The 16,772-nt window shown below is 48.5% G+C and carries 3 protein-coding genes; all 3 read left to right on the top strand.

What is annotated here, in order from left to right:
• The first annotated feature begins 164 nt into the window (after positions 1-164).
• The 3 genes from MKX59_RS16045 (at position 165) to MKX59_RS16035 (ending at position 16,681) form a co-directional block, all read left to right on the top strand.
• The gene (locus MKX59_RS16045; protein WP_340858537.1) at positions 165-11,378 is read left to right on the top strand and encodes an amino acid adenylation domain-containing protein; all 11,214 of its coding nucleotides are present in this window, start codon (positions 165-167) and stop codon (positions 11,376-11,378) included.
• Between the two features lie 265 nt (positions 11,379-11,643).
• The gene (locus tag MKX59_RS16040; RefSeq protein WP_340858535.1) at positions 11,644-13,545 is read left to right on the top strand and encodes a serine hydrolase domain-containing protein; all 1,902 of its coding nucleotides are present in this window, start codon (positions 11,644-11,646) and stop codon (positions 13,543-13,545) included.
• A 100-nt stretch (positions 13,546-13,645) separates the two neighbouring features.
• Positions 13,646-16,681, top strand: coding sequence for a chitinase N-terminal domain-containing protein (locus tag MKX59_RS16035; protein ID WP_340858534.1), 3,036 nt, complete (start codon positions 13,646-13,648; stop codon positions 16,679-16,681).
• Positions 16,682-16,772: the final 91 nt, after the last annotated feature.

Below are 16,772 nucleotides of genomic sequence, written 5' to 3'. Positions count from 1 at the left end.
ATCAGTTTTCTAAGATGCAATGATTTCACTTTGCTGTGCAGAGGGCGGCGGCTTGTCCGACTGCCCTTGCCTGCAAAGTATTCTTTTTCTGACACAACGCTCATGTACGTAACAACGCACCATCCAACCGGGGGAACAGGCCCCGAGAAGCAGGAGGGATGTCATTGAAAGCCTTATTTGAGAAGGAAAAAAATTACTGGAGTCATAAACTGGAATCTGAGGATCATATCATCTGCCTACCATACACCAACCATGTGTCCAGAAGTACAACTGTAACGAGTTTAAATTCCCATACGTACACACTCACATTTCCAACTGAAATTTCCCAAAGAATATCATCTATAACAGGTGGCGCTCCATGGGCCGTGTTTATGGTCCTGCTTGCTGGAGTAGAGAGCTTATTGCATAAATACACAGGTGAGGAACGTGTGCTGCTGGGCATCCCGGTAGCCAAGTCTGGCAACGGTGCTACAAAGCCGATCAACCATCTGCTTTTATTGAAAAATACGCTGGATTCCAGCACAACCTTCAAAGCTTTGCTGTCTCAAATCAAAACCTCTGTCGGCGAAGCTATTGAACATCAAAACATTCCTTTTTGGAACTATTCTGAATTACTTGACATTCAACGTAATGAGGATGAAAAGCCTCTTATTCACACCACAGTATCCTTGCAAAATATTCATATTTCTGATTTTTTAAATCACGTACAATCTGAACTGGATTTCCAGTTTCAATGGGAACATGAAGCGGTCTCCCTGAACGTAAAGTATAGTAGCGACCGTTATAGCGAGACGACGATTGAGCACTTTGTTGAGCAGCTTCTGCGGCTGTACACTATTGTTTTGCAGCAGCCAGAGTTGGCGATTTCCACAGCACAAGTACTGTCAGAGCAAGAAGTAGAGCAGCTGGTCCATACCTTCAACGATACAACTGTGGATTATCCACGTCATGCGTCTATTCATGAATTGTTCGTGAAACAGGCGAAGCAGGCACCACAGCAGGTGGCGGTAGTGTGTGGGCAAGATAGCCTAACCTATGCAGAATTGAATGAAAAGGCCAACCGACTGGCTCATTCTTTACGTAAGCAGGGAATCCGCACCGAGCAGACGGTCGGCATTGTAGCTGAACGCTCGATTGAGATGATTGTCGGTATGCTCGGAATTCTCAAAGCAGGTGGAGCGTATGTACCCATTGATTCTGATTACCCGGATGAGCGTATACGCTATTTGCTGCAGGATTCCGGTGCGGACATACTGCTCGTGCAGCGAATGGAACATCGGCCCACTGATTTTAAGGGAATGGTGCTTGACCTTAGCGATGCTGCAATTTATGGAACGGATGATGCTGATCGTTACGATCCAATTTTGCCGAATGATCACGGGACGAATACTGATCCGGGATACGTGGACTGCCTAGATCCGTTCTACTCCATTTTCGCCAGTCCCGAACTTGCTTCTACGACAACCATACAACCAGAAACCATGCAACCAAAAGCTACGCAATCAGAACAAGCAGAACAAATACAGCAGGCTTATGCAGCTGGAGAACAACCGAAGGCGAGCGCAGCTGGTCGTTTGGCCTATATTATGTACACCTCAGGGACTACAGGCCAGCCCAAAGGGGTTATGGTGGAGCACCGTAATGTCGTGCGTTTGGTGACAAACACAAATTATGCACGCTTGAATGCCGACACGCGCATTTTGCAGACCGGGTCTGTTGTCTTTGACGCGTCCACCTTCGAAATTTGGGGTGCGTTATTGAACGGTGGACAGCTGGTGCTGGTGAGTCAGGATGTTATTTTGGACGCTCCCAAGCTCAAGGAAGTTGTTCGCAATCACGGCATTACCACGATGTGGCTGACCGCACCACTCTTTAATCAGCTATCCCAGCAGGACTTGGAACTATTTGAGGGGATGCGGGAGCTATTGGTTGGTGGTGATGTGCTGTCCGTACCGCATATTAACCGGGTATTGGAGGCCCATCCGAATCTACATATCATTAACGGCTACGGTCCGACGGAAAATACGACCTTTTCCACCACACATGCCATTACCGGCGTTCAATCGGCATCTGTGCCCATTGGTAGCCCGATCCATAACTCGACGGCATATGTCGTGGACCGTTCGATGCAGCTTCAGCCTATTGGAGCGTGGGGGGAGCTGATCGTCGGCGGTGACGGGGTGGCTCGCGGATATCGCAACCGCCCAGACCTGACGACCGAAAAGTTCATCGACAGCCCGTTCCGTGGCGGCGAACGCTGCTATCGTACAGGGGACCTGGTGCGTTGGAATGCGGATGGGACGCTGGAATATAAGGGACGAATCGACGCGCAGGTGAAAATTCGAGGCTACCGGATTGAGCTGGGCGAGGTGGAAGCACAGCTGTTGAAGCTGGAGGCAGTCCGAGAAGCTGTTGTAATTGCACATGAAGATGAGCAGGGGCAAAAGCTGCTCTGCGCATATGTGGTCACCCATGCGGAAGTAGCGACAAGTGAGCTGCGTAGTGCTTTGAGTCAGGAGCTGCCGGGCTACATGGTACCGTCGTATTTTGTACAGCTGGAGCAATTGCCACTGACGCCCAACGGCAAGGTGGATCGCCGAGCGTTGCCACAGCCAGAGGGAGGTGTAAGCTCAGGCGCAGAATATGTACCTCCTCAAAATCAATTACAAGCACAACTGGCTAGCATCTGGAAAGATGTGCTGGAGCTTGAGCGCATTGGGATTAAGGATAACTTTTTTGAGGCAGGAGGACATTCCCTGCGGGCGACACATGTCATATCACTCATCTATAAGGAATTGCATAAAAATGTGCAGCTAAAGGATTTGTTCCAGCATCCGACAATTGAACAGCTGGCGCAGGTTATTGAAGCACTGGAGCAAACCACCTATGAATCCATCCCTGTTACGGAGAATAAGCCATTTTATGCGGTCTCTTCGGCTCAAAAACGGATGTATATCCTCAATCAGCTTGATGGAGCGGGAATTAGCTATAACATACCTGGTGCCCTGACTCTGACCGGTTCACTTGATCACAAGGCACTGGATAACGCGTTCCGTCAGCTTATTGAACGCCATGAAACATTGCGCACAAGTTTTGAGACCATGAACGGTGAACCTGTCCAGCGAGTGCATGACGAGGTTCCTTTTCGCATGGAATTGACCTATGCTCACGGAGCTGCCCCAAAGGAAACGGATGAGCTGGTACATAACTTTGTTCAGCCGTTCGATCTGGGGCAAGCTCCGTTATTCCGAGTTGGTTTGATTGAAACAGACCCAGAGCATCATATTTTGCTCATAGATATGCATCATATCATTTCGGACGGTACCTCTATAAATGTACTGATTCAGGACTTCATTCATTTATATGCAGGCGACACGCTGCCATCGCTGCGCATTCAGTATAAAGACTACGCCGCTTGGCAACAGAAGCAGCAGCAAAGTGAACGCTACCGGGAACAGGAAAACTACTGGCTCAATACCTTCGCAGGAGAGCTACCTGTGCTTGATCTACCGACTGATTATTCACGCCCAGCGGTGAGAAGCTTTGAAGGAGATGTGCTGGAATTTACGCTTGACCAACGACAAAGTGAAGGCTTAAAAAGCATTGCGGTGCAGACGGAATCGACATTATATATGGTGCTGTTGGCTGCCTATTCGGCTTTGCTTAGCCACTATAGCGGGCAGGAAGATATTATTGTCGGTTCGCCAATTGCAGGGCGGCCCCATGCAGATCTTGGCAGTCTGATCGGGATGTTCGTGAATACACTGGCAATCCGTAATTATCCAGAAGGCGGGAAAACGTTCCGCGAGTATGTGTTGGAGGTCAAGGATAACGCGTTAACAGCTTTTGAACATCAGGATTATCCGTTTGAAGAGCTGGTGGAGAAGCTGGGCGTGGATCGAGATTTAAGCCGTAATCCGTTATTTGATACCATGTTTGCACTGCAAAACTTAGAGCAAAAAGAGCAGCAGCTGGCGGGGTTGCAATTGGCATCCTATCCAAGTGAACAAACGACGGCCAAATTTGATTTGAGTCTGTTCGCAGTGGAGGATGGAGAACAAATTTCCTGTGCTCTTCAATACGGAACTCGGCTGTACAAACGGGAAACCATTGAACGACTGACTGAACATTTGCAGCAGCTTATCAATGCGGTTATAGAACAGCCGGATATCGTTCTTTCGGCTATTGAAATGGTTTCGGCCCAAGAAAAAGAGCTGCTTGTGCAGAGATTCAATGATACGGTAGCAGACTATCCGTATCCACGAGATCAAGCACTGCATGTGCTGTTCGAGGAACAGGTAGTGCAATCACCAGATCGGCTGGCCGTCACCTTTGCGGACACGCAGCTTACCTACCGCGAGCTGAATGAACGTGCCAACCGTCTGGCACGCATACTCGCTTCCCATGGGATACGGCGCGGGTCCGAGCCAGAGACACAGCGAGTAGGGATTATGGCTGAACGCTCCATTGAAATGGTCGTCGGTATGCTGGCGATTTTGAAGGTCGGAGGGGCTTACGTTCCCATTGATCCTGATTATCCTGAGGAGCGTATCCGTTATTTACTGGAGGATTCCAGTGCTGGGCTGTTACTGTTACAGCGACGTGAGCAGATTCCTTTTGAACCCGGCATTCCGATCATCGATTTGAGTGATGAACAGCGATGCAATAGCAAATCTGAATGTGACGCTCAGACGGATGGAACAATTGCGATTACAACAGGGGGATCTTCCTCCGATCTTGCGTACGTGATCTACACCTCTGGTACGACAGGCAAGCCGAAGGGCGTGATGATTGAGCACCGTAATGTCGTGCGCCTAGTGAAAAACAAAAGCTATGCCATGCTTGATGAAAATACACGTATGCTGCAATTGGGCGCAGTTGTGTTCGATGCCTCCACATTTGAAATTTGGGGAACGCTGCTGAACGGGGGACAACTGTATGTGGTAAGTCATGACACTATTCTGGATGCCTCCAAGCTCAAGCAGGCGATTGACAAGTATCGTGTTAACACGATGTTCATGACCACGGCTTTATTCAATCAGTATTCGCAGCAAGAAATCGGAGTGTTTGCGTCCTTGAAGGAGTTGCTCGTGGGTGGTGATGTATTGTCTGTACCACACGTCAATCGTGTGTTGAAGGAGTACCCGCAGCTTCGCCTGGCCAATATTTATGGGCCGACGGAGAACACCACCTTTTCCACCATCTATGACATTACAGAACCGCAAACCCAGGCTATTCCCATTGGACGTCCAATTGATCACTCGACCGCTTATGTGGTCAATCGTTCGTTGAAGCTGCAACCTATCGGAGCCTGGGGAGAGCTGATCGTCGGTGGCGACGGCGTTGGGCGAGGATATCTGAATCGGCCCGAGCTTACGGCGGAAAAATTTATTGAAAGTCCATTCCGGTCTGGAGAATATTGCTATCGTACAGGGGACTTAGTGCGTTGGCGTGCTGATGGTGTACTGGAGTACAAGGGAAGAATGGATGAACAGGTCAAAATTCGCGGCTACCGCATTGAACTGGGTGAAATTGAAACCCGTTTGTCCACGATTCCAGGTGTGAAGGAATCGGTTGTTACCGTGCGGCAGGATGATCACGGACAAAAACAGCTGTGTGCCTATTTTGCAACAGACAGTGAATTGAGCGCCAGCGACTTACGTAACATTTTGTCGCAGGATCTGCCTGGCTATATGGTGCCGTCTTACTTTGTGCAGCTCTCCAGACTGCCTTTGACGCTGAATGGCAAAGTAGACCGCAGGGCACTGCCCGCACCTGAGCACAATCTCGATACAGGTATGGATTATATGGCACCTGAGACGGATGTCCAACAGGCACTGGCTACGGCTTGGGGAGCCATTCTTGGTATCCCGAAAGTCGGAATACAGGATAACTTTTTCCATTTGGGTGGTGACTCCATCAAGGCCATCCAAGTATCGTCTCGCTTGTTTCAGGCTGGATACAAGCTGGAAATGAAGGACTTGTTCAAATACCCGACAATTGCGGGACTAAGCACATATATTCAGCCTGTTAACCGAATAGCCGAGCAGGGCGAGGTTACAGGAAATGTAGTGCTTACACCGATTCAGCGCTGGTTTTTTGAACAGCCAACGGGAGAACCACACTATTTTAACCAATCTGTCATGCTCTATCGTCAGGAAGGCTATGACGAACAGGCACTACGGCGGGCGATCCATCAGATTACATCGCACCATGATGCATTGCGTATGGTTTTTAGTTTGTCGGAGAACGGATGTACAGCATGGAACCGCAGTATAGAGGAAGGCGAACCGTACCATCTGGAGTGCTTTGACTATAATGACAGCGATGTAAACAAGCAAGATTTGACGAAGATAATTGAAGCGAAATGCAATGAAATTCAATCTGGTATTTCCCTAAGCGAAGGTCCGCTGATGAGACTGGGGCTGTTCCGTTGCCCGGATGGAGATCATCTGCTGGTCGTGATTCATCATTTGGCGGTGGACGGGGTATCCTGGCGCATTTTATTCGAGGATTTGGCGACTGCCTATGATCAAGCCTCCAAGGGTGAACAGGTGATTCAGCTGCCTCATAAAACAGATTCGTTCCAAACGTGGGCCGAGCAGCTGCACGCTTACGCCAACAGTCCAGCTATGGAACGTGAGCGAGCGTATTGGGGGAAACTTGCACAAGCGGAACTGGCTCCTTTGCCGCAGGATTACGGGCATAACGAGCACGAAAAGCCATTGATTGGCGATAGTGAGTCGGTTACTGCTTTGTGGACACATGCTGAGACAGAGCAGCTGCTCAAGCAGGCCAATCGTGCCTACCGTACAGAAATTAATGACCTGTTGTTGACGGCGGTAGGAATGGCATTGCAAGCATGGAGCGGACATGAGCGTTTCCTGATTAATCTGGAGGGACATGGACGTGAAGTCATTTTACCAGAGGTGGACATTACCCGAACGATAGGGTGGTTTACAAGCCAATATCCTGTTTTGCTCGATATGCCGGAAGAACTGGCACTTTCGCAACGGATCAAGGGTGTGAAGGAAGGACTGCGCGGCATCCCGCAAAAAGGGATTGGCTATGGTGTACTGAAATATTTATCCGACCGTCAGACACAGGCACTGGAGGCATCTCCAGCCATATTTACGACAGATCCCGAAATCAGCTTTAACTATTTGGGACAGTTCGATCAAGATATGAAAGGGAACGACTTGCAATCATCCTCATATGAGGGTGGGATGCCGCTGAGCCCGACCATGGCTCGAACGTATACACTGGATTTTGGCGGCATCATTTCGGGAGGCCAACTGGGTCTGACGATTAGCTATAGCCGTACCAGCTATAGACCGGAGACGATCGAGCGATTGGCGAAATTATTGGAATCGAGCCTGCGTGAAATTTTGGAGCATTGCATCCATAAAGAACACCCGGAGCTTACCCCAAGTGATATTTCCTATAAAGGAATGAGTGTGGAGGGCTTGGACAGTCTCTTATCTGAAATGGGTGCTGCGGGTGAGATTGACAATGTATATGCACTGACCCCGATGCAGAAAGGGATGCTGTTTCACAGCCAGCTAGATAGTCAAGCAGCTGCGAATGACGCGTATTTTGAGCAGGTTTCTTATGATATGCGAGGTCAGATGGACATTCGGGCTTTTGCAGAAAGCCTGAATATTCTGGTTAGGCGACATGAGGCGCTACGTACACATTTTTATTTTGGCAGAGATACGGAACCGTTGCAGGTGGTGTATCGAAATCGGGATTGCGGCTTTCAATATGAAGATTTACACCATCTAGATGAGGATGAAATAGATTCCTGGGTGAAAAATTTCAAGCTACAAGATAAAGCACGGGGCTTTGATCTGCGTCGGGATGTCCTGCTGCGTGTAGCGATTTTACGTACCGGAGAAGACAGCTATCATTTTGTATGGAGCTTTCATCATATCGTCATGGACGGCTGGTGTCTGTCCCTTATAAACAAAGAAGTGTTTGAAAGCTATGCAGCACTTCAGGAGGGCAGAGTACCAGAACTGGCACCGGCAGTGCCGTACAGCCGCTTTATTGAATGGCTGGAAGCACAGGATCGCAAGGCGGCAACCGACTACTGGAGCAGCTATTTATCCGGATATGAGCAGCAAACAGCGTTACCAGCTGTAAAATCCGGTCGCAAGAGTGAAGGCAACACGGCTAGTGATTGGGTGACGGTTTTGGAACGTGAGTTGACCCTCCGGGTGGAGGAGACGGCTAAGCGATATCAAGTGACCATGAATACGTTATTACAAACCGCATGGGGGATTGTGCTGCAAAAATATAACAACCACAGTGATGTCGTATTTGGCAGTGTCGTCTCAGGCCGTCCATCAGATATTATCGGGGTAGAGGATATTATCGGCTTGTTCATTAATACCATTCCCGTTCGCATTCTTAGTGAGGCAGGGGAATCTTTTGCAGAAGTTATGAAGAAAACGCAGGAGCAGGCGCTGGCTTCTCATGCATATGATACGTATCCACTGTTTGAGATTCAGGCATTGACCGACCAGAAACAGGATTTAATTAACCATATTATGGTGTTTGAAAATTATCCAGTAGATGAGCAGGTCGAGGAACTGGGAAGTGACGGGCAGGATACATTCTCGATTTCCAATGTGGTGGCTGCAGAGCAGACTAACTATGATCTGAGCTTAGTCGTTATGCCGGGAGAATGCATCAAGATTCGTTTTATGTATAACGCGTTAAGTTATGATCAAACAGGCATTGAGCGTCTGCATGGACATTTTGTGAACCTGTTGGAGCAAGTTTTGCTTAACCCGAATGTTTGCGTAGAAGAGCTGGAACTGGTTACAGCGGCGGAAAAACAACAAATTACAGGAGAGTTTAATGACACTGCCTCTGCATATCCAAGCAATCACACGATCCAAAAACTGTTTGAGGAGCAGGCAGAGCGCACGCCGGATCATATTGCCGTAGCTTTGGGTCATCAATCATTGACCTATCGGGAACTCAATGAGACAGCCAACCGTTTAGCGCATACGCTGCGTGATGCAGGGGTGAAATCCGATGAACCTGTGGGCATTTTGACGGAGCGCTCACTGGATATGATTACGGGAACACTCGCTATTTTGAAGGCTGGTGGCGCGTATGTGCCGGTAGACTCTCAATATCCGGAGGACCGTATCCGTTATATGCTAGAGGACTCGGGAGCCAAGCTGCTGCTGGCCCAGCAGGATTTACTGGATCGTTGCTATTTTGACGGACAGATTGTCAATCTGAATGAGGATACGTCCTACAGTGCAGATGCTTCCAATCTGGGTATAGATGGAGCGGGTAATCATGCTGCTTATGTCATTTATACCTCAGGTTCAACAGGTAAGCCTAAGGGTGTCGTTGTTGAGCATCAAAGTGTCGTGCGCCTTGTCCGCAATACGGATTATGTGCCATTTGATGAATCGACCCGAATGCTGCAGACTTGCGCGTTTGTATTTGATGTATCTACGTTTGAAATTTGGGGCGCGCTGCTGAACGGCGGTCAGCTTGTTCTTGTGCATAAGGATGATCTATTGGACGCGGCCAAGCTTAAAGAGACGATACGGGATCATCGCGTCACCATGATGTGGCTGACCACACCGTTATTTAATCAGCTTTCACAGCAGGATAGTAAACTTTTCGGCGATGTGAAGTATTTGCTCGTTGGTGGTGATGTTTTGTCTGCACCCCATATTAACCGGGTTCTGCGCGATAATCCGGACATCAACATCATTAACGGCTATGGGCCAACGGAAAATACAACCTTTTCGACGACGTATCACATTACGGAAGAACAGCTGGATTCTGTGCCGATCGGACGCCCCATCCGCAATTCGACGGCGTATGTTGTGGATTCGTCATTTAACCTGCAACCGGTCGGAGCTTGGGGTGAGCTGGTTGTCGGCGGAGACGGAGTTGCACGTGGTTATCTAAACCGTCCTGAGCTGACGGCTGAGAGATTTCTTGCTAACCCGTGGGTGGACGGAGATCGCCTGTACTGTACGGGAGACCTTGTTCGCTGGCGTGAAGACGGCATACTGGAATACGCTGGACGGATTGATCAACAGGTTAAAATTCGCGGTTACCGGATTGAGCTGGGCGAGGTGGAGGCGCGGCTGGCAAGTGTACCGTCCGTGCGGGATAGCGTTGTTATCGCTTTGCGGGATGGAGCAGGTCAGCAGCAATTATGTGCTTACTTCACTGCCGATGAACAGCTGACCATCCGTGAGATTCGAGCTGCTATGTCGGCCAGTCTGCCGAGCTATATGATTCCATCCGCATTTGTACAGCTGGATCGGTTTCCGCTGACGACAAACGGCAAAATCGACCGCAAAGCTTTACCTGTGCCGGACAAAGGGCTGCACACGGGTATAGAATATGTCGCACCGCGAACCGATGTGGAACAGTTGCTGGCAGCCATTTGGCAGGAAGTACTTGAAATTCCACAAGTGGGTATCCACGATGACTTTTTCACGTTAGGTGGACATTCCTTAAAAGTACTGGAGCTTATACGCAAAGTTCACCTTGCTACAGATATTGAGCTTCCCATCCGTAGTGTTCTGGACTTCCCAACTATAGAAGCGCAGGCGCTCACATTATTGAAAGCCGATCTGGAGTACAAGGCCGATAGTCCAATCATTCGGTTGAATGAACACGGTCCGATCTCCATCTTCTGCTTTCCTCCTATGCTTGGATACGGGCTGTCGTTCGCGGAGCTTGCGAAACAACTGGATCAGGACGCAGTCGTGTATGGGTTGGAGTTCGTAGATGATGCTGCGGATGAGCAGGCCATGCTGGCACGTTACGTTGATTTGATCGTCAGCACGCAAGCGCAAGGTCCGTATGTGCTGCTTGGTTATTCCATAGGTGGTAATCTGGCGCATAAGGTTGCTGACACACTGGAACGTCAAGGTCATACTGTATCCGATATTTTTATGCTCGATTCGGTCAAAAGGGCGGAAGCCCTGCCCTTCACAGTTGAAGAAACAGAGCATGAAATTCATGACATGCTGGAACAAGTTCCCGACTCCTACCGTGAGCTGTTGAATGAAACGTACCAACGTAAAATGATCGCTTACGCGGTATATGGCAACCAGCTTGTGAATACAGAGAGCGTTCAGGCGAATATTCACGGCTTTGTCGCCGTTGGATCAGAAACGGTCAAGGGTACAGGAGATAATCGACTTTTATGGAAAGACGCTACACAAGGTAGCTATGAAGAGCATAGCTTGATTGGCAATCATTATGAACTGCTGGAACCCGGATTTATCGAGGAAAATGTAAAAAGTATCCGTGCCACCATACAAAAGATAACTCGGAACACGGACAAAGACATGACACAAGACTTGGCACATCATAAATCTTGAAAATCTACGGTTGATGATGTAACGAACTGAATCACTAATTTTTAATCTGTAACACATGAATCCTGATCGACAGGTAAGAAGCCTTCTGCTTACGCGACTCGATCAGGATTCGCTTTATTATGTGCACTCCCGCGATGGGAAGTGCGATGATTCCATAGCGCCATGCTGATGGCTTCCATACGGAGTATAAATATCTGCTCGCTATGCAATCACCGCACGGTTCAAATCATTAAATCAACTTCATACGTAAGGATGGTACTTCAATATGAAGAATAAAGGCTTTTGCTACCTATCCACATTTTTAGCAGCGTTGTTTCTCTGGAACCTGCTCATTGCTTCGGCATGGGCAACAGACAGCATAACACCTGATTCATTGGAAAAAACAGTGGACAATATCATGAGTACAGAATTGGAAAAATTGCATATTCCGGGGGCTGCAGTCGTCGTGACCCAGGAAAACCAAATCCTTTTTAGTAAAGGCTATGGATATGCAGATCTGGAGCGGAACGTGGCATTTGATCCAGCAAAGACCATTGTTCGTGTCGGCTCTCTAACCAAATCATTTAGTGCAAGTGCCACGATGCAGCTGGTTGAGCAAAACAAGCTTGATTTGAATGAAGACGTGAACAGCTATCTCCACAGCTATAAAGCTACGCAATACCAAAATCAGCCTTTCAATTTGCATCAGCTTTTGACACATACCTCGGGATTGGATGAAGCGCTGTACAACATTAACAGCTCAACTCGGGCAGGCGTTTTGCCCACAGAGCAGTATCTCAGCACGTATTTTCAAAATCAGCCTCCCATCCGCAAACCTGGAGTTCAGTATGATTACAGCAATGTCGCCTACGGTCTGATCGGTAATATCGTGGAGCAAGTAAGCGGTCAGGGACTGAATGATTACCTCCGTACACATCTGTTCCAGCCGATGAATATGCCCAGCGCGACACTGGAATTGCCGTTAAATCATCCTGCACTGGCCCAGTCGTATCAGTGGAAGGATGGAGCGTATTTGAAACAGCCTTTGTCGTATATCAATCTGCCGGGAGCAGGAGCGTTGAACGTCACACCCAACGAGTTTTCCCATTATCTGATCACTCATTTAAACCAAGGCAAGTATGAGGGCAAAGTGGTGCTCCAGCCACATACGGTAAAAGTGATGCATGCGCAGCAATTTGCAGTCGATGCACGCTTGGATGGCGTGGGCTACGGATTTTTTCGTGGTCATTTGGAGACGGGAGTACCTATGCTGTGGGCTACCGGGGAAATTGATGATTTTATTTCTGAGATGGTATTGATTCCGTCCCAAAAGATTGGTATTTTTGTGATCATTAATTCAGCTGACACGGACACCCTGCTTCATGGAAAAGTCATCAATGCGATAGCCCAAATGCTGCCCTCAGAGCCGCAGGCCGTTTCGCAGTCACTAGCTCGCTCTTCCACACAAGTGAAACTTTCGCCAGAGATCGAGGGCGTATATCAGGTGGATTCTAATCCTGTTCATGGTTGGGGAAAATGGATTCGGATACTGGGAAGCATTACATACACCGTGCGAATTCAAGATGATCATACGTTAATTGTTAAAGGAAAACACCCAAATGAGAATGAAGCAACAGACAAAGTGTTTCAAGCAGCAGGTGATGGATTGTTTGTGGAAAAGGGGGGCCAGCTTAAAATTTTGCTATACCAGGAAAACGGTACTTGGATGATGGTTGCCCCAGATAGTAAGACCATGAAGCAGACGACACTTTGGCACCGTACCTGGACTCTACTTGTCAGCTACGCTGCCGCCTCCTTATTTTTCATCACAACCTTGCTGATTTGGATCGTAAGATATGTGATCAGAGATATCCGTAAAACGAATAATCACATTTCGTCCAACCTTGCATTCATTGCGTCACTAAATTCGATTTTTCTCGGGGTGCAGGTCATCTATGGTAACAATCAGATAGTGTATGGCTATTCCGCCTGGTACATCTGGGGAATTTGCACGTTACCGCTCATTTCAGCTCTCATTGCCGTATGGGTATTGATCGTGAATGGCGCAAAGCTGATTACAGGGGAAAGGAGACCCCGGGCTGCTGGGAAAATCCTATTTGCGGTACTCACATTGCTGCATACGGTGTATCTCTTTTATTGGAATTTACTTCCTATTCATTATTCCTAAAGATTTACAAAACAATGCATATTCGAACATAAATGAATGCTAAAATTTGTATCTGATGCCCCCCCAGAGGGGCTTTAAACCAACAAACAGGAGGAGAATAATGGGAATCTTTCGTCGCTTTACATCCCGTAGCTTCAAATACGCAACTGCTATGGTTTTCACTTTATCGTTGTACGCTGGTGTTGCGGGCAGCATACAACCGGTACGGGCAGAAGGTCCGGCGGACCCAGCCCCCTTCATTGCTGCGAAAGTGGTCAATGAGAACGCTGGTAAAAAAGTGCTGTTTGATAATACACATGGACAGACAGCTGGCGCAGCAGATTGGGTGATTGATGGTGGATTTTCAGACTTCGGCCAAGCCCTCGCGAGCAATGGCTATGATGTACACGAGCTTCGCCAATCTACGCCTATTACTTACAATGATCTAAAGAATTATGATGTATTTGTTACGGCAGAGCCAAATATTCCTTTTAAACAGAGCGAACAGGCTGCAATGGAGCAGTATGTAAAAGCAGGCAATAGTATTTTTTTCATTGGAGATCATTATAACGCGGACCGCAACAAGAATCGCTGGGACGGATCGGAGAGCATTAATGGCTACCGTCGTGGTGCATGGGAAGACCCTGCGAAGGGAATGAGTGCAGAAGAAAAAAGCTCAGCAGCGATGCAGGGCGTAGTCAGCTCAGATTGGCTGGGCAGCCAGTTTGGTGTGCGCTTTCGCTACAATGCATTAGGCGATATCACGGCCAATCAGATTGTCGAGCCAGCGCAGGCGTTTGGCATTACAGCTGGAGTGAGTAATGTGGCAATGCATGCAGGATCAACACTCGCGATTATCGACCCAGCGAAAGCCAAGGGAATCGTATATCTTCCTAAAACCAATCAGGCTTGGGGCAACGCGGTAGATCAGGGCGTTTATAACGGAGGCGGAATTCCAGAAGGACCTTATGCAGCTGTATCGAAAGTAGGACTAGGCAAAGCTGCTTTCATTGGGGACTCGTCTCCTGTCGAAGATGCAACGCCAAAATATTTGCGCGAAGAGACAGGAACCAAGAAGACAACGTATGACGGCTTTAAGGAGCAGGATGACGCCGTGTTACTGGTCAATATCGTAGACTGGTTGTCCAACAAGGAGGAGTATACCAGTCTGACGGAAGTGAAAAGCTTACAGCTGGACCAGCCGACGGCATTACTGCCTTTTGAAGAGCCACAGACTTCCACGGAACCACAAGCCGAGCCTTGGTCCGCTCCCGCAGCCGGCTACAAATGGTGGGATCAGCGAACATTCAAGGCAGGGTCCTATGGCGGATCTACAGCCAGTGCGCAACCAGTGTACAGCATCGTTCGTCAAGAGCAGCTGCCCAATGCACAGCCTTTTCAAATTCGAGTTACTGCCGACCAACTGGCTCCTAACAGCACGATTAGCGGATTTAGCACAGGTATTTATGTAGCGGGCGGCAATCAAGTAGCCCAGATTCAAAATCCGGATGGAAGCTGGCCAACCTCTTACGGCTATAGCGGAACATTTAGTTTGGAGTCCAACGGCAAAGGGCATGCCTATAAGGACTTGACGGTGCGGATCAAGCCGGGAACCAGTGGTTCAGCTAATCTTAGACTGAGGCAAAACGGCAGCAATCTGCTGACCCAATCCGTCGTGCTGGCTGATGTCCCGGCCCAGCCGTTGCCTGAGGAAGGCAATACGGTTCCAGCTCGTATCAGTGTCGCAGAAGCACGGAGTCTCCCGGCTGGCAAAGTCGTGACCTTAGAGGGTATTGTGACGACAGAACCAGGTGCATTCGGTGGTCAAGCCTTTTACATGCAGGATGAAAGTGGCGGTATTTATGTATATCAGAACCAAAGCGGCTTTCATCAAGGGGATCGAGTAAAGCTTACAGCAAGCTTGGCACTGTATAATAGTGAGCTAGAGTTAACCGATCCAGTGGCAATTGAAAAAACGGGAGAAGGACAACTTCCGGAAGCTGTACAAATCATCGAACTCAGTGATGCGAACCAAGGACAGTTGGTTGAGCTTCCTACGGCAATGATTCGTAATGTGATAGACGCGACTCCCGCAGGTTCGTTTGAATTTGATGCAGTATCTGGTGAAGTAAGTCACCATGTGCGCGTCGATGCACGTACAGGCTTAACACGGACATCTTTTCCATATCAAGAAGGACAGCAAGTGAAGCTGAAGGGAATTTCGGCGATTTTCAAAGGGAATTATCAGTTGAAACCGCGTGGACTGGATGATTTTTCAGCTCAGGCAGGCGCAGCTTTGCAGGAAGTAGAGCTTTCAATGGATCAAACGACCCTCAACATTGGGGATACGGCAGCGACACATCTCAAGGGTACGCTGACAGATGGCAGCGAAGCTGATTTAAGCCGCGCTTCTGTTCAGTATATCAGCAGTCATGAATCCGTTTCACTGGATACTTATGGAGAACTTAAGGCCCTAAAAGAGGGGAGCGCGGAGATTACAGCCAGCGTCACCTTGGACGGTCAAACAGTGGTATCCAATCCTGTAGCCGTTAGAGTCAAAAAGACTGCTGTAGGTGAAGTGCCGGGAAAACCTGTGCTGTCGCATGATAACGGGCAGGACACTGGACTGAAGGATGGCAACTACAACATCACCATGAATCTGTGGTGGGGTACGAATGGTGATGAACTCAAGTTGTATGAAAACGACAAGCTGATTGGCACCGAATCATTGCAAGCTGCTTCCCCTGGAGCACAGCATGCAGTCATTCCTGTTACAGGCAAGACCAATGGTACCTACACGTATACTGTAGAACTGATCAACGCTTCTGGTAAAACGACCAGCGACCCGTTAACTGTTGAAGTGACCGATGCTTCGCCTGGTATTCCAGTGCTGTCTCATGACAATTGGGACGGTGACGGCACCTACACCCTTACAATGAACATGTGGTGGGGCACGAATGCGACAAAATACAACTTATATGAAAATGGAGAACTGATCGACGCCCAGGATCTTCCAAGCCAAAGCCCGCAGGCCCAAAGTGCAGTCACCAACATCCAAAATCAAAAGCCGGGTACATACGAGTATCGGGCCGAGTTAGTCAATGCTTCAGGAGAAGTTTCTAGTCAAACGATAAGTGTAGAAGTAAAGGGCCATTAAGTAGAAAGGATGGTCCGTTAAAAAGTAAGAGCATCTATTGACCTCGTGAGAGTCTATAGATGCTCTATTTTATTTTTACGATATGTCTGCC

Source organism: Paenibacillus sp. FSL R7-0340 (assembly GCF_038002205.1).
GTDB classification, from domain to species: domain Bacteria; phylum Bacillota; class Bacilli; order Paenibacillales; family Paenibacillaceae; genus Paenibacillus; species Paenibacillus polymyxa_B.
Note: the sequence above shows the minus strand (reverse complement) of the source record. Positions and strands in the feature narration are given on the sequence as shown.

Excerpts from the sequence above, each read along its gene's own strand:
- MKX59_RS16040 (WP_340858535.1), top strand. The coding sequence starts at position 11,644 with ATGAAGAATAAAGGCTTTTGCTACCTATCCACATTTTTAGCAGCGTTG.
- MKX59_RS16035 (WP_340858534.1), top strand. The coding sequence starts at position 13,646 with ATGGGAATCTTTCGTCGCTTTACATCCCGTAGCTTCAAATACGCAACT.